This window comes from Thauera sp. SWB20 (assembly GCF_000831325.1).
GTDB classification, from domain to species: Bacteria; Pseudomonadota; Gammaproteobacteria; order Burkholderiales; family Rhodocyclaceae; genus Thauera; species Thauera aminoaromatica.
In genome coordinates this window covers 44,936-67,715 of the sequence record NZ_JTDM01000013.1, presented here as the reverse complement: position 1 = coordinate 67,715, position 22,780 = coordinate 44,936, and the positions used below count along the sequence as shown (strand labels likewise).

The 22,780-nt window shown below is 69.7% G+C and carries 21 protein-coding genes; 9 read left to right on the top strand and 12 right to left on the bottom strand.

The features are described 5' to 3' along the window. Positions 1-61: 61 nt before the first annotated feature. Positions 62-1,033: an alpha/beta fold hydrolase gene (locus PO78_RS04280; RefSeq protein ID WP_012585306.1), complete on the top strand. Its 972-nt coding sequence runs from the start codon at positions 62-64 to the stop codon at positions 1,031-1,033. A 33-nt stretch (positions 1,034-1,066) separates the two neighbouring features. On the opposite strand, the gene rsgA is transcribed toward PO78_RS04280, so the two are convergent. Together rsgA and PO78_RS04270 are read right to left on the bottom strand one after the other, a co-directional pair. Beyond that, complete coding sequence (rsgA, locus tag PO78_RS04275; protein WP_012585307.1) at positions 1,067-2,011, bottom strand: ribosome small subunit-dependent GTPase A; 945 nt, start codon at positions 2,009-2,011, stop codon at positions 1,067-1,069. 5 nt (positions 2,012-2,016) lie between these two features. Further along, complete coding sequence (locus PO78_RS04270) at positions 2,017-3,303, bottom strand: M48 family metallopeptidase (RefSeq protein ID WP_043742252.1); 1,287 nt, start codon at positions 3,301-3,303, stop codon at positions 2,017-2,019. Between the two features lie 185 nt (positions 3,304-3,488). Here PO78_RS04270 and orn point away from each other — a divergent pair, with 185 nt between their 5' ends. Both orn and PO78_RS23130 read left to right on the top strand, forming a co-directional pair. Then, on the top strand, positions 3,489-4,037 hold the full coding sequence (gene orn, locus PO78_RS04265; RefSeq protein ID WP_004301277.1) for an oligoribonuclease: 549 nt from the start codon (positions 3,489-3,491) through the stop codon (positions 4,035-4,037). Between the two features lie 16 nt (positions 4,038-4,053). Next, positions 4,054-4,215: a hypothetical protein gene (locus PO78_RS23130; RefSeq protein ID WP_197068729.1), complete on the top strand. Its 162-nt coding sequence runs from the start codon at positions 4,054-4,056 to the stop codon at positions 4,213-4,215. A gap of 175 nt (positions 4,216-4,390) precedes the next feature. Here PO78_RS23130 and PO78_RS04260 read toward each other — a convergent pair whose 3' ends face one another. From PO78_RS04260 to rpmE, 3 genes are all read right to left on the bottom strand, one after another. After that, positions 4,391-5,713 (bottom strand): IS1182 family transposase, encoded by a 1,323-nt coding sequence (locus PO78_RS04260; protein WP_043742249.1) that lies wholly within the window; start codon positions 5,711-5,713, stop codon positions 4,391-4,393. Positions 5,714-6,017: 304 nt separating this feature from the next. Continuing rightward, positions 6,018-7,676 carry an ArnT family glycosyltransferase gene (locus tag PO78_RS04255; protein WP_004301274.1) on the bottom strand — a complete coding sequence of 553 codons (1,659 nt, stop codon included), beginning with the start codon at positions 7,674-7,676 and terminating at the stop codon, positions 6,018-6,020. Between the two features lie 182 nt (positions 7,677-7,858). Then, positions 7,859-8,077, bottom strand: a complete 219-nt coding sequence (rpmE, locus tag PO78_RS04250) for a 50S ribosomal protein L31 (protein ID WP_004301272.1) — start codon at positions 8,075-8,077, stop codon at positions 7,859-7,861. 181 nt (positions 8,078-8,258) lie between these two features. On the opposite strand from rpmE, the gene PO78_RS04245 reads away from it, so the two are divergent. From PO78_RS04245 to PO78_RS04230, 4 genes are all read left to right on the top strand, one after another. Then, positions 8,259-9,269, top strand: a complete 1,011-nt coding sequence (locus PO78_RS04245; RefSeq protein WP_043742246.1) for a tRNA dihydrouridine synthase — start codon at positions 8,259-8,261, stop codon at positions 9,267-9,269. 10 nt (positions 9,270-9,279) lie between these two features. Next, a complete protein-coding gene (gene trmB, locus PO78_RS04240; RefSeq protein WP_004301267.1) occupies positions 9,280-9,957 on the top strand; it encodes a tRNA (guanine(46)-N(7))-methyltransferase TrmB in 678 nt (225 codons plus the stop codon). Between the two features lie 78 nt (positions 9,958-10,035). Further along, entirely contained in the window at positions 10,036-10,806 is a 771-nt protein-coding gene (locus tag PO78_RS04235; protein ID WP_041589837.1) for a YecA/YgfB family protein, read from the top strand. Positions 10,807-11,143: 337 nt separating this feature from the next. Then, the gene (locus tag PO78_RS04230) at positions 11,144-11,503 is read left to right on the top strand and encodes a YkgJ family cysteine cluster protein (RefSeq protein ID WP_004301263.1); all 360 of its coding nucleotides are present in this window, start codon (positions 11,144-11,146) and stop codon (positions 11,501-11,503) included. A 22-nt stretch (positions 11,504-11,525) separates the two neighbouring features. Here PO78_RS04230 and PO78_RS04225 read toward each other — a convergent pair whose 3' ends face one another. Next, positions 11,526-12,512 (bottom strand): ATP adenylyltransferase family protein, encoded by a 987-nt coding sequence (locus tag PO78_RS04225; RefSeq protein WP_004301262.1) that lies wholly within the window; start codon positions 12,510-12,512, stop codon positions 11,526-11,528. A 79-nt stretch (positions 12,513-12,591) separates the two neighbouring features. On the opposite strand from PO78_RS04225, the gene PO78_RS04220 reads away from it, so the two are divergent. Beyond that, positions 12,592-12,816, top strand: coding sequence for an RNA-binding S4 domain-containing protein (locus PO78_RS04220; protein WP_004301260.1), 225 nt, complete (start codon positions 12,592-12,594; stop codon positions 12,814-12,816). Positions 12,817-12,893: 77 nt separating this feature from the next. Here PO78_RS04220 and PO78_RS04215 read toward each other — a convergent pair whose 3' ends face one another. From PO78_RS04215 to acnA, 4 genes are all read right to left on the bottom strand, one after another. Continuing rightward, positions 12,894-14,633 (bottom strand): potassium channel family protein, encoded by a 1,740-nt coding sequence (locus tag PO78_RS04215; RefSeq protein WP_043742243.1) that lies wholly within the window; start codon positions 14,631-14,633, stop codon positions 12,894-12,896. Between the two features lie 25 nt (positions 14,634-14,658). Next, a complete protein-coding gene (locus tag PO78_RS04210; RefSeq protein ID WP_004301257.1) occupies positions 14,659-15,042 on the bottom strand; it encodes a DUF6394 family protein in 384 nt (127 codons plus the stop codon). 208 nt (positions 15,043-15,250) lie between these two features. Next, on the bottom strand, positions 15,251-15,640 hold the full coding sequence (locus tag PO78_RS04205) for a YchJ family protein (RefSeq protein WP_012585309.1): 390 nt from the start codon (positions 15,638-15,640) through the stop codon (positions 15,251-15,253). Positions 15,641-15,740: 100 nt separating this feature from the next. After that, positions 15,741-18,440 (bottom strand): aconitate hydratase AcnA, encoded by a 2,700-nt coding sequence (acnA, locus tag PO78_RS04200; protein ID WP_012585310.1) that lies wholly within the window; start codon positions 18,438-18,440, stop codon positions 15,741-15,743. 407 nt (positions 18,441-18,847) lie between these two features. Between acnA and acnB the strand changes: the two genes are divergently transcribed. Then, positions 18,848-21,445 (top strand): bifunctional aconitate hydratase 2/2-methylisocitrate dehydratase, encoded by a 2,598-nt coding sequence (acnB, locus tag PO78_RS04195; RefSeq protein WP_004301251.1) that lies wholly within the window; start codon positions 18,848-18,850, stop codon positions 21,443-21,445. Positions 21,446-21,573: 128 nt separating this feature from the next. Here the strand turns inward: acnB and PO78_RS04190 are convergent, their stop codons facing one another. Together PO78_RS04190 and PO78_RS04185 are read right to left on the bottom strand one after the other, a co-directional pair. Then, entirely contained in the window at positions 21,574-22,290 is a 717-nt protein-coding gene (locus PO78_RS04190) for an RES family NAD+ phosphorylase (RefSeq protein ID WP_043742240.1), read from the bottom strand. A 12-nt stretch (positions 22,291-22,302) separates the two neighbouring features. Next, a complete protein-coding gene (locus PO78_RS04185; protein WP_004301248.1) occupies positions 22,303-22,698 on the bottom strand; it encodes an MbcA/ParS/Xre antitoxin family protein in 396 nt (131 codons plus the stop codon). Positions 22,699-22,780 lie beyond the last annotated feature (82 nt).

The following is a 22,780-nucleotide window of genomic DNA, read 5'->3' as shown; positions in this document are numbered from 1 at the left end:
GATCCGCCGCTTCGGGCTAGACTTGCAGCGACCCGAAACCCGTTCCGAGTGCCCGCCCCTCATGTCCCTGCTCGATTCGCTCAAGAAGTTCTTCAGCCCGTCCGCACCGACGACCCCGGCCGAGCGTGCCGCGGTGGAGCCGGAGCGTGTGCGCGCCGCGCAACCGCTGCTCCAGCCGCGCGCCCGGCATGTGCTGTGCAGCGGGCCGCACGGCCTGCACCGCGTGGCCTACACCGAATGGGGCGAGCCGACGAATCGGCGCGTGCTGGTCTGTGTCCACGGTCTCACCCGCAACGGCCGCGACTTCGACGATCTCGCGCGCGCGCTCGCCGGCGAGTACCGCGTCGTCTGCCCGGACGTGGTCGGGCGCGGTCGCAGCGACTGGCTGACGGACAAGGCGGACTACGGCTTCCCGGTCTACGTCGCCGATATGGTCACCCTGATCGCCCGCCTCGACGTCGAGGAGGTGCACTGGGTCGGCACCTCGATGGGCGGCATCATCGGCATGCTGCTCGCGAGCCTGGCCGGCACGCCGATCACCCGGCTGGTCTTGAACGACGTCGGTCCGGTGATCACCGCAGCATCCCTGCGTCGCATCGGCCAGTACGTCGGACGCGCGCCGCGCTTTGCCGACCCCGCGGCGGCCGAGGCCTACATCCGCGAGGTCGGCGCGCCCTTCGGCGCGCTCACCGACGCGCAGTGGCGCCACCTCACGGAATATTCGGTGCGTCGCATGGATGACGCCGAAGGGGGCTACGCGATGGTGTACGACCCCGGCCTGGGCGAAGTCTTCCGGCTCAATCCGGTGCCGGTCGATATCGACCTGTGGCCGGTATATGAAGCGATCCGTTGCCCGACCCTGGCGCTGCGCGGCGCAGAGTCCGACCTGCTGGAGCCGGCCACCTTCGCGGCGATGGGCGCGCGCGGGCCGAGGGCGCAGACGGTGGAGTTCCCCGGCGTGGGGCACGCGCCGATGCTGATGGATGCGGCGCAGATCGCCACGGTGCGGGAATTTCTGCTCGCCGGCGCCTGAGTTGCGCGTGCAGGCGCGTCGGGCGGGCGTCGCCTACCAGCCCGGATTGAGCCGTCGCGCCTCGGCGATCTCGCTGCGGATGGCGCGGAAATGCTCCCAGCGCCGCGGGTGGATGGCGCCGGCTTCGAGTGCTCCGAGCAGCGCGCAACCCGGCTCGCTGTCGTGGCGGCAGTCACGGAAGCGGCAGCGCCCCAGGTGCGGGCGCAGCTCGACGAAGGTCTCGGCGAGGTCCTCCGCCGCCAGGTGGGCGAGCCCGAACACCTGCAGGCCGGGGCTGTCGATCAGCCAGCCGCCGCGGGCTTCGTCGGCGGTCACCGGCAGGTGGTACAGCCGTGCGAAGGTCGTGGTGTGCTTGCCCGAGTCGAGCGCGTCCGAGATCTCGCGGGTGGCGGCCTGGGCCTCCGGCACGATGGCGTTGGTCAGGGTCGATTTGCCCATGCCCGACTGGCCCACGAAGATCGCCTGCAGGCCGGCCAGGCGAGCGCGCAGTGCATCCGCGCCCTGCAGCGCGGACACCTCGACGACCTCGTAGCCGAGCTTGCGGAAGGGCTCGAGCTGATGGCGGGCGGCCTCGAGGCGCGCGGCGAGGTCGGCCTTGTTGAGCACGATCAGCGGCACGATGCCCTGGCTCTCGGCCGCGGCGATGCAGCGCGACACCAGCAGGTCGGAGAAACCGGGCTCGGTGGCGACCACGATCACCAGATGGCTGAGGTTGGAGGCGATCAGCTTCTCGCGGAAGGCATCCGAGCGCCACAGCAGGTTGCGGCGCGGATGCAGGGTCTCGATCACGCCCTGGCCGTCGCCGCCGGGCACGAGCTCGACCTCGTCGCCGCAGGCGTAGCTGCTCTTCTTGCCGCGCGGATAGCACTGCAGGCGCCCGCGCGCGGTGTCGACCTCGTAGTGGCGGCCGAAGGCGGCCACTACCACGCCGTCGATGCGGGCTTCGGCGATCGCGCCGGCGTGGGTGCGCTTGCGCATGCCGCTCACCGTTGCAGCGCCTGCAGGCGCGCGATGCGCAGCGCGGCGGGCGGATGCGAGTCGTGGAAGCGCGAGTACAGCGGGTCGGGCGTCAGCGTGGAGGCGTTGTCGCGGTAGAGCTTGACCAGCGCGCTCACCAGCTTGCCGGCGTCGGCCTGGCGGGCGGCGTAGGCGTCGGCCTCGAACTCGTGCTTGCGCGACCAGTGGCTCGCGAGCGGCGCGAGCGGGAAGCTGAACACCGGCAGTACCAGCGTGAACAGGGCGAGCGCGCTCGCCAGGTCGGCGCTGTGCATGCCCAGCCCGGAGAAGAACCAGGGCTGCTGGGCGAGCCAGCCGAGCAAGGCGAGCACGCCCAGGCTGGCCGGTGCGAGCACCGCCAGCCGGCGCAGCAGGTGGCGGTGGTGGAAGTGGCCGAGCTCGTGCGCGAGCACCGCCTCGACCTCGTCGGCATCGAGCTTGTCGAGCAGGGTGTCGAAGAACACGATGCGCTTGGCCGCGCCCAGCCCGGTGAAGTAGGCGTTGCCGTGTGCCGAGCGGCGCGAGCCGTCCATCACGAACAGGCCCTTGGCGCGAAAGCCGCAGCGCGCGAGCAGGGCCTCGACGCGCGCCTTCAGCGTGGCGTCGGCGAGCGGGGTGAACTTGTTGAACAGCGGCGCGATGAAGGTCGGCCAGATCACCATCGCGAGCAGGTTGAAGCCGAGCCAGAACGCCCACACCCAGGCCCACCACAGCGCGCCCGTCGCCAGCGTCAGCCACAGCACCGCGGCGAGCAGCGGCAGCCCGATCAGCGCGGCGAGCGCGGCCTCGCGCACGGTGTCGGCGAGGTAGAGGCGCGGCGTCATGCGGTTGAAGCCGAAGGTCTTCTCGATGCCGAAGGTGCGCAGCAGCGCGAAGGGTAGTTCGAACAGCCAGCCGAGCACGCCCAGGCTGGCGAGCAGCGCGACGCCGTGGGCGAGCCCGCCGGCGGGCAGCACGTCCGCCCAGGCGTCGTGCAACGCCTGCAGCCCGCCGCCGAGCGTGAGCGCGAGCACGAAGCCGGCGTTGGCCGCGGCGTGGAAGGCGGACAGGCGCGCGCGCGCGACGGTGTAGTCGGCGGCACGCTGGTGCGAATGCAGGGGGATCGAGCCGGCGAAGGGCTGCGGCACCGCGTCGCGATGGCGGCGCACGTGGTGGGCGTGGCGATGCAGCAGACCGAGGCCGAGCACGGTACCGGCGACCAGGAAGGCCAGGAACAGGATAGAAAGAGGCGGCAGGCCGAAGGGCGACAGCATGAATGGGGCGGGATCGGTCATTGCGAAGCGCGGGCGGTGGATGGAGGTAGGGCTGCGGGCAGGTGTGCGACCCGACCGGCCATGCGCTGCTGTCCGTGACAGGCTGGCGCGATCGCTGCTGGCCGAGGCCGGCAACGTACGCGATCTATGACACAATCGCGCCCTCATTGTTTCGCAGGAAGGCCCCGGAAAAGGGCGGACGGATTATGGCACAGGACCCGAAGACGCTGATATGGCTGGACATGGAGATGACCGGCCTCGAACCCGATCGTGACCGCATCATCGAGATCGCGATCGTGCTCACCGACGAGGCGCTCGAAGTGATCGCCGAGGCGCCGGTGATCGCCGTGCATCAGCCCGACAGCGTGCTCGACGGCATGGACGAGTGGAACCGCAATACCCATGGCAAGTCCGGGCTCACCGCTCGGGTGCGCGCCTCCACGATGTCGGAGGCCGATGCCGAGGCGCAGGTGCTGGCCTTCCTGCGCGCGCATGTGCCCGCGCGCACCTCGCCGATGTGCGGCAATTCGGTGTGCCAGGACCGCAGGTTCCTCGCGCGCTGGATGCCGGAACTCGAGGCCTGGTTCCATTACCGCAACCTCGACGTGTCCACGCTCAAGGAGCTCGCGCGGCGCTGGCGTCCGGAGATCTACGCGGGTGTCAAGAAGGCGGGCAGCCACACCGCGCTCGCCGACATCCACGAGTCGATCGCCGAGCTGCGCCACTATCGCGACCACTTCCTGCGCCTGGACTGAGCGCGAGGAGCGCGTCATGAGGATCGGTCCCGCCGGGCGGGTCCGCGGCCTCGTCGTCTGGGCGAGCCGTCACCGGCGCTGGCTGATCGTGCTCGCGCTGCTGTCGGTGTTCTTCAGCGTGCTAGGCTATTTCACCAACCCGGTATCGCTGCCGGGGATGTGCAGGATCTACGGCTGAGGGCCGTGCGCAGGCGCTAGGAGTCTGCGCGGCAGAACTCCAGAGCGTGTTTTCTAGCAGAATGATTGGCGAACCGCGAGGTGCGGCACGAGACTGAGGCCGTGGTCAAGTTGCTTTGCGACGGCGCGGCGCGCATGCCGGACGGCAACGGGGACAGGTTTGCCCCCTTTTCCCGTCATGCCGTCCTCAATGTGCTCATCCTGCGCAGGTTCAGCGCCATACAGACGAGCTTCCACTCCGCTTTGACGCGCTCCAGGCCCCGCAGGCTGAACTGCCGGAATCCCAACACGTTCTTGATCCAGCCGTTGGGCGGTTCGGCGATCCATTTCCGTTTTCGGTAGGCGCTCTTGCCCGCCTCGCTCTCGAGCTTGTCGGCCATCTGCGCGGTGTGCGGATTGCGTTCGCGATCGAAGCCGAGTCGGCGCTTACCTTCCCGGCCCAGCGCCACCACCAGTTCGGTCCCGCACCCGTCGAGTTCCCGGAACGTTTGCTCCGAGCGGTAGCCGGTGTCGGCCAGCGCCTGGCGCGGTCGGTGTTCGACGTTGTCGCGCACGGCCTGCAGTACCCCCGCCAGTTGCCCGGCGTCGCTGGCGTTGTTGGTCAGCTCGGCCGCCACGATGATGTGGGCGGTCTCGTCGACCGCCGTCTGGGCGTTGTAGCTCGGATCGAAACCGCCGCCGGCGCGCTTCATGATGCGGCTGTCCGGATCCGTGAAGTTCTCCTGCGCCTTGTCCTCGGGCACTCCAAAGTCGCGCTTGTAGCGCCCGCCCTTCGGTTTGCCGTCACCGCCGCGCGGGCGACGGTCGTCATCGTCGCTGCGCCCGCGCGCCTGATCGGCCTCGCGCTGGCGCTGCTCGAGCCGCGCCCGGGCTTCAGCAATCGCCGTCAGCCGCGCCTCGCGCCGCGCGATCTCGGCCGGCACATCCAGCTCGGGCTCGTTCCGCTCGGCGTCGTCGGCGGCCTTGGCCCGATTGAGCAGCGCCTCGATCTGCCGTTTCAACTCGGCCTCCGCCTTCACCATATGGCCGTAACTCATCGCCTTGTGGCGGCTGGCGTTTGCCTTGACCTTGGTGCCGTCGATGGCCACCGTCCCGAGCTTGACCAGCCCCATCTCGCGGGCCAGTCGCACCACCTGCACGAACAACTCGCTCAGCTCCTTCAAATGGACCGCGCGAAAGTCGCTCAGCGTGCGGTGGGCCGGGAAGTTGTCTGCCGCCAGGACCCGGAACGCCACATCCTCGTGCAGCTTGCGCGCGATCTTGCGCGAACTGAACACGCCCGTGGCGTACGCATACAGCAGCACCTTGACCATCATGGCCGGATGAAACGGCTGGTTGCGCGGTCCGCCACCGGCATACCGGGCGTGGAACGCGCTCAGGTCCAACCCGTCGACCGCGTCGCTGATGAAGTACGCCAAGTGGCCTTCGGGTAGCCACTCCTGCAGCGCCTGGGGCAGCAGCATCTGCTGCTGCGGGCAATAGGACAGATAGCTCGTCATCTCGACAGTCTACCGGCCCCGAAACGCCCGCGAGGACTTAACTCACCGACGCTTGGCTTCTGCCGCGCAGACTCCTAGCCCTCGACGTCCGTCTCAGCTGAACCGTCCGATCGCGACTTGCGTCGCTCCCACGAAAACCGACAGGGTGCCCCCGGGGCGACGCGGTGCCAAGGCGTTACGGGTTCCGGAAGGTGACGGGTACCGGCGCGTGAAGCGGCTTCGACGGCGGGTAGGAGCGACGCAAGTCTCGATTCGGGCCGGCGAGAATGCAAGGACCTCGCCGCAACGGCACGGATGCGTCGATTCAGCGTCCGGCGCGGCGCAGCAGCCGGAAGGTTTCGGCGCGCTTGCCGGCACCACGGCGGTATTCCCACACGGTTTCCCATTCGGGTGCGAGCGCGGCGGAGCGGCCGCGGCGCTCGACATGGACCAGCAGCAGAGCACACGGTGTGGCGTCGGCGTCGATCGGGCGTGCGCGCAGGCCGGCGAAATAGTCCATCGACAGCTTCATCGCGTCGGGCAGCCCGGTGGTGGCGATGCATTCCCTCGCCTGTGCGCCGCGCTCGCCGCGCACCGCGATATCGAGCGATTCCACCACCGTGCGGTAGCTGCGTCCCTGGTCGAACCAGGGCATCAGCAACACCACCGCCAGGCTCCACAGCATCACCAGGCCGATCGCCCAGTTCGCCGGCGCACGTGCGGGCGACCGGGGCAGGCGGGCGACGAGGAGGATCCACACCACGCTGATGGCGCCGCCGGCAAGCAGGCGCAGGTTGGCGTCCGGCGGCACGAAGCCGGGGGCGTTGCGCGCGACGTGGCGTGCGAGACCGCTCGGCCAGCCGGCGACCTGGGCGCTCCATGCCAGCCAGACGAGGATGCCGAAGACGGCCAGGCTCATCAGCGAGAACCAGTCGAGCGCGCTCGCGGCGCCGCGGCGCAGGCTGGCCACGCCGCCGGCGGCGAGCAGGGCGAGCGCGGGCACCAGCGGGATCAGCCGGGCCTGCGAGAGATCGTCGATCGCCACCAGCCAGGCCAGCACCAGTCCGGCGCTCGCCAGCGGCAGCAGGATCGCGAGCACGCCGGGCTGGCGGCGCGCGCGCCAGAGCGCCCACAAGGCCAGCGGCCACAGCGGCCACATGAACCAGGCGCCGAGCTCGAGCAGTCGCGGCAGCTCGGCCGGGCGCAGCATCGGGCCGACGATCCACTGCCACTCGTTGCGCAGCCACAGGCTCAGGAGTTCGGGGTGTTGCAGGTGGAGCACGAGCGGCCACAGCGCGGCGGTGGTCAGCGCGAGGCACAGTCCCAGCAGCACGGCGCCGCTCGCGCGCGGGCTGCGGCAGTCGGCGCTCAGCAGCATCGCCAGCGGCAACAGGGGAGCGCTCATCCACAGGCCGCCGAAGCCTGCGGAGAGGAAGGCCAGGCCGCTACCCATGCCCGCCTTCAGGCCCCCGGCGAGCGGGCGTGTCGGCAACTCCGCGAGGCCGGACAGGGTCAGTGCGAGCATGGCGAAGAGGGCGAGCAGGGGCTGCGTCTCGTGCGCATGCAGGACCAGGCCTAGCGTGCCGAGCGCGAGCAGCGCGGCGGGCGTGCGGGCGGCGCGACCATGCAGGGATTCGGCCGCGCGCGCCAGCCACCAGATCGCCAGCGCCACGAAGACGGCGCTCGCCAGGCGGGCCCCGGCGTGCGCCGGAAGAAAGGCCGCGGTGAGCGCGGAGAAGGCCGAGGCGACCCAGTAATACAGCGGGGGATGCTCCACCAGGGGTTCGCCGGCGAGCAGGGGAAACAGCCAGGACTCGCCGCGCAGCATCGCCAGCACGGGCCCGAAATGGCGCGCGTCGTCGCCGCGCCAGGGGTCGTGCGCGGTCAGGCCGACGAGCAGGTACAGGCCGACCAGCAGGGTCAGGCCGACCGTGCCGTAGACGCGGCGCTGGAACAGGGTGGGCGTGGCGGGATCGCGGATCATGCGGGCATTGTGCTTCGGAGTGGCTGCGCGGACCAAGCGCGGCGGAGTGGGCAGGACGGAGAGGGCGCGGGTGCCTGCCGGCGGCGGGGCAATAAAAAAGGCAGCTTGCGCTGCCTTCCTCGGTGCCTGCGGAATCCTGCCACGACCGCCCGGGGCGGTGCGGATCCCGGCTTTGCGACGGCTCAGCTCGCGCGCTGGACGTTGCCGTACTTCTGGCGGAAGCGCTCGACGCGGCCGGCGGTGTCGACGATCTTTTGCTTGCCGGTGTAGAACGGATGGCAGGCCGAGCACACCTCGACGTGGTACTGGGGCTTGCCCAGGGTCGAACGGGTCACGAAGGTGTTGCCGCACGAGCAGGTGACGTTGACGTCGGCGTACTTGGGATGGATGTCCGCTTTCATGGTGATTTCCTGAATCTTGCGGGCGGAGGTTGTGACCGCCCTGTGTCGTAAAGCGCGAGATTATCCGCCAGCCGCCCCGTCCTGACAAGGAAAAACACGTCTGCTGTCGTGCGCCGGGACGGTTTTTCGGGCGGCGACCGGTACAATCGCGCGCCTGATCAATCACCGACGAGGTTCCAGCGTGCGCCTGCTGCTCGCGCCCATGGAGGGCGTGGCCGATTTCGTGCTTCGCGACGTGCTGACCGCGATCGGCGGCTACGACCTCGCGGTGTCGGAATTCGTCCGCGTCTCCGGCACCCTGCTGCCGCGGCGCATGTTCGAGCGCATCTGCCCGGAGATCCTCGCCGGCAGCCGCACCGCCGCGGGCACGCCGGTGGCGGTGCAACTGCTCGGCAGCGATCCCGTCCTGCTCGCGGAGAACGCTGCGCGCCTGGCCGCGCTGAGCCCGCACGGCATCGACCTCAACTTCGGCTGCCCGGCCAAGGTGGTCAATCGCCATGGTGGCGGTGCGATGCTGCTCGACCGCCCGCGCCTGCTGCACGACATCGCCGCCGCAGTGCGTGCCGCCGTGCCCGCAGCCATCCCGGTGAGCGCCAAGATGCGCCTGGGCATCGCCGACCCCTCGCGCGCGCTCGACTGTGCGCAGGCGCTCGCGGACGGTGGCGCGCAGGCCATCGTCGTCCATGCGCGCACCCGCGAGCAGGGCTACCGCGCGCCCGCGCACTGGGAGTGGGTGGCGCGCATCGGCGACGCGGTGCGCGTGCCGGTGACCGCCAACGGCGAGGTGTGGAGCGTGCGCGACTGGGCACGCTGCCGCGCGGTCTCCGCAGCCGAGGATGTGATGATCGGCCGCGGCGCGGTCTCCGACCCCTGGCTCGCGCGCCGCATCCGCGGCGAACGCGGCACCGAGCCGGACGAGCGCGACTGGGTCGAACTGCACCCGCACCTCCTGCGCTACTGGGAGGGCGTGCAGGGGCGCGCCGCCCCGGTGCATGCCTGTGGCCGGCTCAAGCTGTGGCTGGGCATGCTGCGGCGCAACTACCCCGCGGCGGGCCGGCTGCACGAGGCGGTGCGCCGCGTCGTCCACCCCTCGCGCATGAACGAGGAACTCCGCCGCCACGGCATTCCCGCGTGCGACCACCCGCCATCTGCCCGGGCCGACGGGCCCCGGCCGACGAGTCCCGACCGATGAGAGCGGCCCGATGAGCTACGCCAACTCCCGCATCCCGCAGAGCGCCCAGCAGGGCGTCCACGAGGCGCTCGCCGAGCGCGTGCGCAAGCACCTCGAGCATCCCTTCCGGAAGCCCTGCACCGACTACAACCGTGCCGCGCTCGCCGAGGCGCTCGCCGGCTGGGGCCGCAGTGCGCCGCTGATCCTCGATGCCGGCTGCGGCGTCGGCCACAGCACCATCCAGATCGCGCGCCAGTTTCCCGACCACTGGGTGATCGGCGTCGACCAGTCCGCCGACCGCCTCGCGCGTCGCAAGCCCTATCCCGAGGCGCTGTTGCCGAAGAACATGGTCTTCGTGCGCGCCGACCTGGTGGACTTCTGGCGCCTGCTCGACGAGGCCGGGCTGCGCCTCGCGCGCCACTACCTCCTCTATCCCAACCCCTGGCCCAAGATCGGCCACCTCGGCCGGCGCTGGCACGCGCACCCGGTGTTCCCGTGGATTCCCCGCCTCGGTGGCGTGCTGGAATGCCGCAGCAACTGGAAGGTCTACATCGAGGAGTTCGCCTTCGCGCTCGGCCTCGTGCTCGGGCGCGAGGTCGCCTGGGAAGGCTTCGAGGCCGTCACGCCGCTGACCCCCTTCGAGCGCAAGTACCGCGACTCGGGGCAGCCGTTGTACCGCATCGGGCTGGATCTCGCGGCCGCGGGCTGATTCCGCAAGATCGTGCTTGCCCGCCGCGCCGCCTTGGGCCACCCTTGGCGCCGGTCAAAGGAGATTGCCATGAACGGTATGGAACAAAGGGGCGCGGACGCGTCCGCGCTGCGCACGATGAGCGACGAGGATTTCGAGGCGCTGGAAGAGATCCTCACCTCGGACATCGTGCCCGAGGACTGCATGGACCTCGAGATGCTCGACGGCTACCTCGCCGGCGTGATGATCTCGCCGCGGCCAATCCCGGCCGAGCGCTGGATGCCCGGCGTGTGGTCGGCGCACGGCGACGAGGTCGGCTTCGGCTCGGGCAGCGGCCTGCAGCGCGCGATCCGGCTGGTGAAGGCGTATCACAACGAGCTGCTCGCCACGCTCGGCCTGGACGACGAGGACGAGGCGTGCTGGGAGCCGTTCTGCTTCGCGGTCGCCGAGGGCGATGGGCTCAAGCTCGGCGAAGCCTGGATCGACGGTTTCGCTCAGGGCCTGGACCTGTGGCCCGAGGGCTGGGAGGAGGGGCTGGACGCCGAGGCGGTCGAGGCCGTGCGCGAGACCCTCGACGAGGTGCTCGCGCCCTGGGGCGAGGAGGACGCCGCGAAGGCCGACGACGAGACCCGCCTGGGCTGGCTCGCCGACGTGGGCGAGGCGGTCAACGACATCTTCGCCCACTGGCGCGATCTGGGTCTGCCGGCCGCCGAGCCGCTGTCCACCGAGGCTCCGCGCAAGCCCGCCAGCGCCGGCCCCGGCCGCAACGATCCGTGCCCGTGCGGCAGCGGCAAGAAATACAAGAAATGCTGCGGCGCCAACGGCGCCGAGCCCGAGCCCGAGCCCGAATCCGGCGAAGCCGAAAACTGAGCATCCCGGGCGTGCCGGCGCGCACAGGACCGTCGCGCCCGGGGATGCGCCGCCGGAGCGGCGCGAGTCGCGAGCGGGCGCCGGAACAGCGGACGAGCGTTGGCGAGCGTGGATAAGCCGTAGTCGCGACTTGCGTCGCTCCCACAAGGAACCGCCGCGCCCGGGGACGCGCTGCGGGCGCGATCCGATGCGAGCGGGTTTCCCGCTCCGGAAAATATTTCTCAAAATGATTTCAGGTTACTGAAAACAAAGCGCTTTGCACCACTTTCCGGCGCCTCCCGGCGGCGCTAGAATGCGCGCCCCACGGCCCTCGGCCGGTCCTTTCGGCGCTCCGTTCATGGACGAGTTCAACCCCTGCCTCGACTGCGGCATCTGCTGCACGCACTTTCGGATCTCCTTCTACTGGGCCGAGGCGGACGACGCGCCGGGCGGTTTCGTGCCGGCGGAGATGACCGAGAAACTCAACCACACCTTGCGCTGCATGAAGGGCAGCAACCAGGTGCCGCGACGCTGCAGCGCGCTCTCCGGCGAGGTGGGCCGGCAGGTCGCGCGTTCGATCTACGAGAACCGGCCCACCCCCTGTCGTGAATTTCCCGTCTATTTCGAGGACGGTACGCCCAACCCGAAGTGCGACGAGCTCCGCGCCACCATCGGCCTGCCGCCGCTGCCGCAGAGTCCGCTGCCGCGCGCGGCCTGATCGCCGGATACGTCTCGCCAGCCTATCCGCCGCGCGGCCGGCCCACCGCGGCGAGCACCTCGAGCGGGCCATGTCGGCGCAAGCCGTCGATCTGGGCGCGGTCGCGCACGAACAGCGAGCCGGCCCAGGCGAGCGAATTCAGCGACACGTCGTCCCATTTCTCGCGTGTGCGGGGCACCAGCAGCAGCGCGCCACGGCTGACCAGCAGGTTGTAGGGCGGCATCGGATCGGCGTCGCAGGGAAGCTCCAGCCGCTCGCAGGCCAGGCGGTAGGCGGCCAGAAGGACCGATCCGGCGTCGTCCGGGTGCGACCAGGCGGATTCGTCCATCCCCACCGCCGCGTGCGCCCAGGGCAGGGCGAGGTTCTCCGCTGCCGCCCCGGGATGCAGCGGAGGCAGGAAGTCTTCCAGCGCCGAGGCCTGCGCGGGCACCCACTGCAGGTGCTTGTGCGCCTGGCTCGCCCCCGCGATGCGGCCGCCGTTGTAGAAGCCCAGCCCGCCGTGCGCGCCCACTACCGCGGCGAGCGCGGCGAAGTCCGCGCCGCCGAGCGGCGTGCTCTGGTCTTCGAAACGGCGGGTCACGATGAGCAGGTGACGATCGATCACCGGGAACTTGTTCAGCACCACGAGGTGATCCGCGCCGAGGGCCGCCACCGTGAGCGCAGGCTCGGGCGGCAGGAAGGGGTTGAAGTCGGGCCGTCGGGCGGTGACCGTGTCGACCCGCGCCCGATCCTTGAGCGCGAGGGACGATACCCAACGCACCGAGAAGCGAAGGCCGTCCTGCTCCAGCCAGTCGAGCTCGGTACGGATCGGCTGCAGTGCGCCGCTGGCGAGCGCCGCGGCGATCACGTGGTCGGTGCGCTCGAGGAGGTCGTCCGCGCGCGAGCGGGCGCTCGACGGCGGATGGGCGGTGAGCGCTGCGGCGTCGGACGGAGAACGGTGGGCGGGCGCCGAGGCGCTGGCCGGGGCGGCGTCGCTTGCCGGATCGCGGGCGGTGGGCGTGCTGGTCATGGGCGGGCGTGCGGGAGACAATGCCGCCATTTTGACACGAGGCCCGCGCGCGCAGCCGTGGCGGGCAGGAGGGATCGCGATGGCGATACGGTTCGAAGTGCGCGGTGAATACATTCAGCTCGACCAGTTGCTCAAGGCCGCCGGTCTGGTCGAGTCGGGCGGTGCGGCGCATGCCGCGGTGGAAAACGGCCTGGTGAAGGTCGACGGCAAGCCCGAGTCGCGCAAGCGCGCCAAGCTGCGGCCGGGACAGCGGGTGTCGTTCGCCGGCGAGGCGGTGGAACTCGTGGAGGAAGGCGCGGGCTAGCAGGTCTCGCAGACGCGGCGCACGTCGCGATCGGCGCTCGAGCGGCGGGGCCGTGCCCCGGCAACGTGGGGAGCGGCTCAGGGCAGCTGCGGCGAGCGTTTCCCGTGCTTGCGCTGCGCGAGCATTTCCCAGACCCGTCCGCCGGGCAGGTCGCGGCCGGTGAGGATGTATTCGAGGGTGTGCTCGTTGGCGAAGATCAGGGCGACATCCTCGAGCGCGCGGCGGGTGCCGGCGAAGAGCAATTCGTCGCCGGGGCGGAGCTTCTCGTCGGCGGCGGGCGTCATCCGGTGGTCGTCGTCGTCGCGCTCGAGGTAGAGCACCGCGCAGTCGAGCGCCATCGAGCGGTCGGCGGGCGAGCGCAGCAGGCGTTCGAGCGTGATCGTCTCGCCGCGCATCAGGCGGCGATACAGCGCCGGCGCGCTCGACAGGTTGACGCGCTGGCTGCGGATCCGCGGAACCTTCCAGCCGAGGTGGCGGGTCAGGCGATGCAGCAGTGCGCCGCACCACTCCTCGTCACGGCGGCGGATTTCGGCCAGGAAGGGCGCGAGCAGCGGTGTGCTCAGGATCGCGATGCATTCGTGCGCGATCACCCGGCTCGGGACCACGGTGATGTCGGATTCGAAGGCCTCGAAGAGCGCGCGGTTGGATTCGTGGTTCTGGCGCAGGATCACGAAGAGCTCCTGGTTGAGCTCGCGCGCCGTCACCGCGATCGAAAGGTTGTCCACGTCCGAGCTGGTGCCGCACACGATCCCGGTCGCCTCGCGCACGCCGGCCTCGAGCAGGGATGCGGCACCGGTGCCGTCGCCCTGCACCCAGCGGTGGATGCCGTCGGGCTTGGGGTCGATGTCGATGATGGTCACCGGCACTGCCTCGGAGTCCATCGCATCGACCAGCAGGCGACCGAAGCGCCCGTGGCCGCAGACGATCCAGTTGCCGCGCGGCGGATCGCGGCGCTGCTCGACGTGGCTGCCGGGCAGGCCGGTGAGCCAGTCGAAGAGCTGCGAGGCCTTGGGCGCGTGCAGCGAGAGTGCGAGCGTTTCGCTGAAGCGCTCGAAGGGGTTGAGGATGTGGCGGGTGCCGAAGGAGGTCATGTTGGCCGAGGTCGCGGTGTGCTCGGCGCGGCACAGTGCGGGCACCTTCGGCGCCAGCAGGCGCGCGGCGATCGCGATCGCCAGGTTGGTGGCGTCGTCGTTGGTGAGCGCGATGACGCCGATGCAGCTCGCGTGGGTGAGGCCGCCGAACTGGAGCGTCTCGGGGTTTGCGGCGTCCGCGCACAGCGCGGGCACGTCGGCCGAATAGCTGTGCAGATCGAGCTCGCCGAGCTTGGTCTCGTCGACCTCGATCACCACGACGCGCAGGCCCATGCGGTCGAGCGCGTCGCAGATCAGACGGCCGGTCTCGCCGTAGCCGCACACCAGGTAGAAGGGCTCGCGCAGCCGCCGCACCGCGCGCACGAAACCCTGCATCGCGATCGCCTGGCGCAGGCTGCGGTCGGCGAGCAGGCTGAACACCGAGCCCAGCGTATAGGCCCAGCCGATCACCGACAGGTAGATGCTGACGATCACCCACAGCCGCTGCTGGTCGGAGAAGGTGTAGGGAATCTCGCCGAAACCGATCGTGGTCGCGGTGTAGCTGATGAAGTAGAAGGCGTGGAAGAAGCTGAGATAGCTCGTCTCGCCGTCGACGACCGGGCCGGGCACCAGGGTGAGGCCGAGCACCGCGATCGCGAACAGCACGATCAGCAGGATCAGCGGTGCGCGCAGGCGACGCAGGATCAGCAGGAAGATGCTGTGGTGGCGGGCGAGGGCCTGCTGCACGGCGCGGGTCTCGGCGAGGTGGCGTTCAGCGGCGCTGCATGATGGTCTCGGCGATCAGGATGATCACCGACACCACGTTGGCGAAGAGCGCGCCGCCCGAGAGCGAGACCACGCGCGCGGTCATCTCCGGCGTCATCCCCGCGCCCGCGACGTGCGCCGAGTAGCCCCACACCATCGCGGCGGCGACCAGCTGCAGGTCGGCCACCAGGCTGGTGGACAGATGCACCGCGCCGATCTGGGTGCGGTCGCCGAACTTGAGCACGGTGGCGATCAGGCTGACCACCAGCGCGGCGAAGAGCTCGTAGACGTCGTGGTGGACCGGATTGTCGATGTCGCCGACGAAGAAGCCGAAGTTGAGCGTGGCCGCCAGCACGATGAAGAAACCGAAGATGACTTTTTCGAGGTTCATGATCTTCCGTTGGGTGCGCGCGATGACGATGGGGCAATTATGCGCGCGCCGGACCTGCGATGTCGCGCAGCGCCGACAGCAGGCCGGGTGGCCGCGCGGATTGCGGGGCGTTTTGGTCTTTGTGGGAGCGACGCAAGTCGCGATCGGGCGGTTCGCTCAGGCGCCGGCGGTGATCCCGGGCCGAGGCCGGCTGGCACGAGGGCGAGCCTCAGTCGTGGAGGTCGCCGTCGACGTAATACCAGCGCCCGTCCTCCTTCACGAAGCGGCTGGTCTCATGCAGGCGCCGGGCGCGGCCGCCGATGCGGCAACGGGCGAGGAATTCGACCTCCGCGCGGGTGTCGGCGAGCGGGCGGTGGGCACGCACGTCGAGGCCGAGCCATTTCGGCGGCGGCTGCTCGTCGAGCGCCAAGTCCTGCGGGCGGGTGGAGGGATGCCAGCTCGCGAGCAGGTAGGCGGTGTCGCGCAAGGTGAAGGCCGTGTAGCGCGAGCGCATCAGCGCCTCGGCGGTGGGCGCCGGGCGTTCGCCCGCGAGCACCGGCCCGCAGCACGCCCCGAATGCGCGACCGGAGCCGCAGGGGCAAGGGGTGGAGGGGATCATGGGGGGCGAGTATAGCGGGCCGAGGGGAGATGCGGACGCGGGGCCGGAGCGTGCTGCGGGGGGGGCTGCGACGACGCAGGTTGCGATCCGGCCGCGCGGCTCAGCTTCCGCCGAGGATCGCGCGCAGCACGTAGGGCAGGATGCCGCCGTGGCGGTAGTACTCGACCTCGATCGGGGTGTCGATACGGCACAGCAGGGGCACGGACTGCCTCGAGCCGTCGGCGCGCTCGATCTGCAGCGTGAGCGTCCGCTGCGGCGCCAGACCGGCGGCAATGCCTTCCAGCGTGAACTTCTCGCTCCCATCCAGCCCCAGCGCCTGCCAGCTGTCCTCGCCGATGAACTGCAGCGGCAGCACGCCCATGCCGACCAGGTTGGAGCGGTGGATGCGCTCGAAGCTCCTCGCCACCACCGCCTTCACCCCGAGCAGCGCGGTGCCCTTGGCAGCCCAGTCGCGCGACGAGCCGGTGCCGTATTCCTCGCCCGCGAACACGATGGTCGGCACGCCGCGCGCGATCCATGCGCTCGCCGCCTCGAACACCGTGGTCTGCTCGCCGTCGAGCAGGGTGTAGCCGCCTTCGACGCGGCTGCCGTCGGGGTTGGGCGGCAGCATCAGGTTCTTCACGCGCACGTTGGCGAAGGTGCCGCGCACCATCACGTCGTGGTTGCCGCGACGCGAGCCGTAGGAGTTGAAGTCCGTCTTCTCCACACCCTGCCCACGCAGCCAGCGCCCGGCCGGGCTGGTCTCGCGGAAGGAACCTGCGGGCGAGATGTGGTCGGTGGTCACCGAGTCGCCGAGCAGCAGCAGTGCGCGTGCGTCGTGAATGTCGCTCGCCGGCGGGGGCGTCATGCCGAAGCCCGCGAAGAAGGGCGGGCAGGCGATGTAGGTGGAGGGCGGCCAGTCGTAGGTCTGGCCGGTGGGCGCGGGGATCGCGTTCCACAGGTCGTGGTCGCGCGTGAAGTCGGCGTAGAGCCGGCGGTAGCTGGCCGGATCGGTGGCGAAGGGTAGTGCGGCGGCGATCTCGTCCGAGCTCGGCCAGAGCTCGCGCAGATACACCGGCCGACCGTCGCTGCCGGTGCCGAGCGGCTCGGTGTCGAGGTCGATGTTGACCCGCCCGGAGAGCGCGAAGGCCACCACCAGCGGCGGCGAGGCGAGGTAGTTGGCGCGGATGTTGGGGTGGATGCGGGCCTCGAAATTGCGGTTGCCCGACAGCACGGCGGCCACCACGAGGTCGTGCTCGACGATCGCCGCGTTGAAGTCGGGGGCGAGATCGCCGGCGTTGCCGATGCAGGTGGTGCAACCGTAGCCGGCGAGCGCGAAGCCGAGCGTGGCGAGCGGCTCGAGCAGGCCGGCCTTGCCGAGGTAGTCGGTGACCACCCGCGAGCCCGGCGCGAGCGAGGTCTTGATGTGTGGCTTCACGCGCAGCCCGCGCGCGGCCGCCTTCTGCGCGAGCAGGCCGGCGGCGATCATCACCGCCGGGTTGCTGGTGTTGGTGCACGAGGTGATGGCGGCGATCAGCACGTCGCCGTGGCCGAGGTCCACATCCTCTCGTCCGGTGGCGAAGCGGTCGTCGAGCCGGGCGGCCTCGCGGCCGAAGCCGTTCTCGGACACTGGCGCGGAGAACAGGCGCTCGAACTCGTGGCGCATGGCGGGCAGGGCGATGCGGTCCTGCGGGCGCTTGGGGCCGGCGAGCGCGGGCTCGATCGTGGCGAGGTCCAGCATCAGGCTGCGCGTGTAGTCGATCTCGCCCGCGCGCGGCACGCCGAACAGGCCTTGCGCGCGGAAGTAGCCTTCCATCAGCGCGCATTCGGCCTCTTCGCGGCCGGTGGCGCGCATGTAGTCGATGGTCTTCGCGTCCACCGGGAAGAAGCCCATGGTGGCGCCATACTCCGGCGCCATGTTGGCGAGGGTGGCGCGATCGGTGACCGACAGGCTGGCGGTGCCCTCGCCGAAGAACTCGACGAACTTGCCCACCACCTTCTCGCGCCGCAGCATCTCGGTGACGGCGAGGACCAGGTCGGTGGCGGTGGTGCCGCCGGGCAGGCTGCCGCGCAGCTCCACGCCGATCACGTCGGGGGTGAGGAAGTACACCGGCTGGCCGAGCATCGCCGCTTCGGCCTCGATGCCGCCCACGCCCCAGCCCACCACGCCGATGCCGTTGATCATGGTGGTGTGCGAGTCGGTGCCCACCAGGGTGTCGGGGAAGCACAGGCCATCGCGCGTGCGCACGCCGCGGAAAAGGTGTTCGAGGTTGACCTGGTGCACGATGCCGATGCCCGGCGGCACCACGCGGAAGCTGTCGAAGGCCTGCATGCCCCACTTCATGAACTGGTAGCGCTCGTGGTTGCGCTCGAACTCGATCTCCATGTTGCGGCGCAGCGCGTCGGGCGTGCCGTAGTGGTCGATCTGCACCGAGTGGTCGACCACCAGATCGACCGGCACGAGCGGCTCGATGAGCTTGGCCTCGCGGCCCTGCGCCACGGCCACGCTGCGCATCGCGGCGAGGTCGGCGAGCAGCGGCACGCCGGTGAAGTCCTGCAGCACCACGCGCGCGACCACGAAGGGGATCTCGGCGGTGCGTGGCGCGTCGGCCTCCCAGTTGGCGAGTTCGCGCACGTGCTCGGCGGTCACCTTGTGGCCGTCGCAGTGGCGCAGCACGGCCTCGAGCACGATGCGGATCGACACCGGCAGCCGCGAGATGCGGCCCACGCCGGCCTCTTCGAGCGCCGGCAGCGAGTGATAGGAGAGGCGGGCGGCGGACGCGGGCAGGGGGCGGAGCGTATCGAACGGGGTGGCAGACATCGTGGATCTCCTTTTCCTGTTGGGACCAATACAAACGATCGCTGCGCGGCGGGGAAGTTCCTGCAGGCGCAAGTCGTGCGTTCCCGTGGGAGCGACGCGAGTCGCGATGGCGTGGTGGCGACGGGCGACGGCGGGGTGCAGACGCTGCAATCGCGACTTGCATCGCTCTACGGCACACCCTCTGCGGGATCGTCCGCAAGACCCTGCCGGTCAGCGAACGCATGCCGCGCGCGGGGATATCCCCCGCAGCGTGACGAAGGCGTAGAATCTTCCGGCTCGAATGTCGGGCGACGAGCCATGGTGTTGCACTGCACCGCAAGTCTTATAAAAGACATATAATCTCGCCCGTTCCGGTGGGGCCGACCCGTCCGGAGTCCCGATCACCGTCACATAGTGAGGAAGTCGCCGTGCTTGAAGCCTACCGTGCCCATGTCGCCGAACGTGCCGCCCTCGGCATCCCGCCGCTGCCGCTCTCCAAGCAGCAGGCCACCGAACTCGTCGAGTTGCTCAAGAACCCCCCCGCCGGCGAGGAGGCCTTCCTCGTCGAGCTGCTCACCTACCGCGTCCCCGCCGGCGTGGATGACGCCGCCAAGGTCAAGGCCGAGTTCCTGGCCAGGGTCGCCAAGGGCGAGGAAGCCTGTGCCCTGGTGTCGCGCGCCAAGGCCACCGAGCTGCTCGGCACCATGCTGGGCGGCTTCAACATCAAGCCGATGATCGATCTGCTGGCCGACGCCGAAGTGGGCGCGGTCGCCGCCGAGGGTCTCAAGAAGACCCTGCTGATGTTCGACTACTTCCACGACGTCAAGGAGCTGGCCGAGAAGGGCAACGCCAACGCCAAAGCCGTGATGCAGTCGTGGGCCGACGCCGAGTGGTTCACCAGCCGCCCGGAAGTCCCCGCCTCGCAAAAGCTCACCGTCTTCAAGGTCACCGGCGAGACCAACACCGACGACCTGTCGCCCGCACCCGACGCCTGGTCGCGCCCCGACATCCCGCTGCACGCGCTGGCCATGCTCAAGAACCCGCGTCCGGGCATCACCCCGGAAGAAGCGGGCGTGCGCGGCCCGGTCAAGTTCCTCGAAGAGCTGCGTGCCAAGGGCAACCTGGTCGCCTACGTCGGTGACGTGGTCGGCACCGGTTCCTCGCGCAAGTCCGCCACCAACTCGGTGCTGTGGTTCACCGGCGAGGACATCCCCTTCGTCCCGAACAAGCGTTTCGGCGGCGTGTGCCTCGGCTCCAAGATCGCCCCGATCTTCTTCAACACCATGGAAGATGCCGGCGCGCTGCCGATCGAGATCGACGCCGGCCAGATGGACATGGGCGACGAGATCGAGCTCAAGGTCGACCACGCTTCCGGCAAGGTCACCGCGCTCAAGAACGGCGCCGTGATCTCCGAATCGCAGCTCAAGACCCTGGTCATCCTCGACGAAGTGCGCGCCGGTGGCCGCATTCCGCTGATCATCGGCCGCGGCCTCACCACCAAGGCGCGCGAGGCCCTCGGCCTGCCGCCCTCGACGCTGTTCCGCCTGCCGCAGGCCCCCGCCGATACCGGCAAGGGCTTCAGCCTGGCGCAGAAGATGGTCGGCCGCGCCTGCGGCATGCCGGAAGGCCAGGGCATCCGCCCGGGTACCTACTGCGAACCCAAGATGACCACCGTCGGCAGCCAGGACACCACCGGCCCGATGACCCGCGACGAGCTCAAGGACCTCGCCTGCCTCGGCTTCTCCGCCGACCTGGTGATGCAGTCCTTCTGCCACACCGCCGCCTATCCGAAGCTGGTCGACGTCAAGATGCACCGCGAGCTGCCGAGCTTCATCAGCACCCGCGGCGGCGTCGCGCTGCGCCCGGGCGACGGCGTGATCCACTCCTGGCTCAACCGCCTGCTGCTGCCCGACACCGTCGGCACCGGCGGCGACAGCCACACCCGCTTCCCGATCGGCATCTCCTTCCCGGCCGGCTCGGGCCTGGTCGCCTTCGCCGCGGCCACCGGCGTGATGCCGCTCGACATGCCGGAATCGGTGCTGGTGCGCTTCAAGGGCAAGATGCAGCCGGGCGTCACCCTGCGCGACCTGGTCAACGCCATCCCGCTGTACGCCATCCGCCAGGGCCTGCTGACCGTCGAGAAAAAGGGCAAGAAAAACATCTTCTCCGGCCGCATCCTCGAGATCGAAGGCCTGCCGGATCTCAAGGTCGAACAGGCCTTCGAGCTCACCGACGCCTCGGCCGAGCGCTCCGCCGCCGGCTGCACGGTCCACCTCAACAAGGCGCCGATCGTCGAGTACATGAACTCGAACATCACGCTGATGAAGTGGATGATCGCCAACGGCTACCAGGACGCCCGCACCCTCAAGCGCCGCATCAAGGCCATGGAGGACTGGATCGCCAACGGCACGCTGCTGTCGGGCGACGCCGACGCCGACTACGCCGCCGTGATCGAGATCGACCTCGCCGACATCAAGGAGCCGATCGTCGCCTGCCCGAACGACCCGGACGACGTCAAGCTGCTGTCCGAAGTCGCCGGCGACAAGATCGACGAGGTCTTCATCGGCTCGTGCATGACCAACATCGGCCACTTCCGCGCCGCCGGCAAGGTGCTCGACGGCAAGTCCGACATCCCGACCCGCCTGTGGATCGCCCCGCCCACCAAGATGGACGCGATGATCCTCAACGAGGAAGGCTACTACGGCGTGCTCGGCAAGTCCGGCGCCCGCATGGAAATGCCGGGCTGCTCGCTGTGCATGGGCAACCAGGCGCAGATCCGCAAGGGCAGCACCGCGATGTCGACCTCGACGCGCAACTTCCCCAACCGCCTCGGCATCGACACCCGCGTCTATCTGGGTTCGGCCGAGCTGGCCGCGGTGTGCGCGCTGATGGGCAAGATCCCGAGCGTTGCCGAGTACATGGCGCAGGTGGAGGTGGTGAACAAGAAGGCCGCCGACATCTACCGCTACATGAACTTCGACCAGATCGAGGAATTCCGCTCGGTCGCGGATACGGTGGAAGTCTGATTCGGTAAGCGGCTCGAGCGCCGGGACGGCTGAGAGGCCGTCCTGGTGGAGAAACCCCTCGTCAGCGATGGCGGGGGGTTTTGCTTTTGGGGGCGCCGGTGCCCCGGGCAGCGGAGGCTGCTGCGCGATCAGCCCAATTCGGCGACCGCCGCGCTGATCCAGGTCTCCCCCGGGTGCTTTTCCACCACGATCCGCGCGCCCTCGAGGCGGTAGGTGAGCTGGCAGTGGTGCCTCGGGTTGGAAAGCACGCCCGGGTTGAAGATCGCCACGTTCTCGCCCCCGCGTCGGCGGACCGACTGGATGAGCAGGCCCGGGTGGCCCTCGCGGTGAATCCGCGCGCCCACCGACTGCGGCAAGCTGTAATCGGACGGGTGCAGCAGGTCGGCGTAGTCGACAGCGGCCTCGCGAAAGTCCAGCAAGGCGGCGCTGCAGGCCACCCGATAGACCTTGCGCTCGGCGATCACGGTCTCGCGCTCGAACCCGGCATCGCACAGCAGGCCCCGGTACCAGTGATAGGCCGACTCGAAGACCGTGGTCTCGACCGAGTCCGAGCCGTACCACACGCCGAAGGATCCGTCGGAAAACCGGCTTGCCTGCCAGTGCTTGAACGGCCACAGGATGGCGTTGAACCAGGCCGCATCTTCGAAGGGGCGGTCGATGATCGGCGTGTGCGAGCGGTACGACGGCGGCCGAACCTCCGCCTCCACCTTCTGCGCCAGCAACCACCCGGTCGGATCGTCCGTCAGGTCGTCGAACAGGTCCTGCGACTGGCGCAGCGACACGATATTGCGCGCCACGTCCTGATGGACGTCGGCCAGCGAGACCTGCGCGAACGGCGAATTCATCGTGCGCCCGGCTCACAGGCCACGAGCGTGGTCGAGGTAGCCCCGCACCATCAGCAGCCCGGCAAAGCCCCATTCCTTCACCACCTCGACCGGGCTCAGGTTGTCGAAGGCCTTGTTGCGGGTGCTCATCCAGCGATAGGCCAGGTCGCGGTTGTGCGGAAAGAGCAGGCGCAGACTCTTGTGGATGCCGAGCAGGTGCCCCACCCGGTCGTACTGGTCGCGGCTGGTGCCGATCGGCTTGCCGCTGCGGTAGTTCGACAGCGCCGCCCGGTTGCTGGCGGCGATGCCGAGCAGCGCGGCCTGGTCCTCGGTGCTCAGATTCCAGTGATCGAGCAGGGTCATGACCATCCTGGCCAGCGCACCGCGGTCTTCCGATGCGTTCACTTCGCGCTCGGCGATGGCGCTCATGGCGGGCTCCTCGCTTGGTGGTGATCGGTACTTCGAGGATAGTGGTCTGTTTTAAAGAAAACAAGTGAAGTGTTAAAGATAA

Excerpts from the sequence above, each read along its gene's own strand:
- PO78_RS04280 (WP_012585306.1), top strand. The coding sequence starts at position 62 with ATGTCCCTGCTCGATTCGCTCAAGAAGTTCTTCAGCCCGTCCGCACCG.
- rsgA (WP_012585307.1), bottom strand. The coding sequence starts at position 2,011 with ATGCGCAAGCGCACCCACGCCGGCGCGATCGCCGAAGCCCGCATCGAC.
- PO78_RS04270 (WP_043742252.1), bottom strand. The coding sequence starts at position 3,303 with ATGACCGATCCCGCCCCATTCATGCTGTCGCCCTTCGGCCTGCCGCCT.
- orn (WP_004301277.1), top strand. The coding sequence starts at position 3,489 with ATGGCACAGGACCCGAAGACGCTGATATGGCTGGACATGGAGATGACC.
- PO78_RS23130 (WP_197068729.1), top strand. The coding sequence starts at position 4,054 with ATGAGGATCGGTCCCGCCGGGCGGGTCCGCGGCCTCGTCGTCTGGGCG.
- PO78_RS04260 (WP_043742249.1), bottom strand. The coding sequence starts at position 5,713 with ATGACGAGCTATCTGTCCTATTGCCCGCAGCAGCAGATGCTGCTGCCC.
- PO78_RS04255 (WP_004301274.1), bottom strand. The coding sequence starts at position 7,676 with ATGATCCGCGATCCCGCCACGCCCACCCTGTTCCAGCGCCGCGTCTAC.
- rpmE (WP_004301272.1), bottom strand. The coding sequence starts at position 8,077 with ATGAAAGCGGACATCCATCCCAAGTACGCCGACGTCAACGTCACCTGC.
- trmB (WP_004301267.1), top strand. The coding sequence starts at position 9,280 with ATGAGCTACGCCAACTCCCGCATCCCGCAGAGCGCCCAGCAGGGCGTC.
- PO78_RS04235 (WP_041589837.1), top strand. The coding sequence starts at position 10,036 with ATGGAACAAAGGGGCGCGGACGCGTCCGCGCTGCGCACGATGAGCGAC.
- PO78_RS04230 (WP_004301263.1), top strand. The coding sequence starts at position 11,144 with ATGGACGAGTTCAACCCCTGCCTCGACTGCGGCATCTGCTGCACGCAC.
- PO78_RS04225 (WP_004301262.1), bottom strand. The coding sequence starts at position 12,512 with ATGACCAGCACGCCCACCGCCCGCGATCCGGCAAGCGACGCCGCCCCG.
- PO78_RS04220 (WP_004301260.1), top strand. The coding sequence starts at position 12,592 with ATGGCGATACGGTTCGAAGTGCGCGGTGAATACATTCAGCTCGACCAG.
- PO78_RS04210 (WP_004301257.1), bottom strand. The coding sequence starts at position 15,042 with ATGAACCTCGAAAAAGTCATCTTCGGTTTCTTCATCGTGCTGGCGGCC.
- PO78_RS04205 (WP_012585309.1), bottom strand. The coding sequence starts at position 15,640 with ATGATCCCCTCCACCCCTTGCCCCTGCGGCTCCGGTCGCGCATTCGGG.
- acnA (WP_012585310.1), bottom strand. The coding sequence starts at position 18,440 with ATGTCTGCCACCCCGTTCGATACGCTCCGCCCCCTGCCCGCGTCCGCC.
- PO78_RS04190 (WP_043742240.1), bottom strand. The coding sequence starts at position 22,290 with ATGAATTCGCCGTTCGCGCAGGTCTCGCTGGCCGACGTCCATCAGGAC.
- PO78_RS04185 (WP_004301248.1), bottom strand. The coding sequence starts at position 22,698 with ATGAGCGCCATCGCCGAGCGCGAAGTGAACGCATCGGAAGACCGCGGT.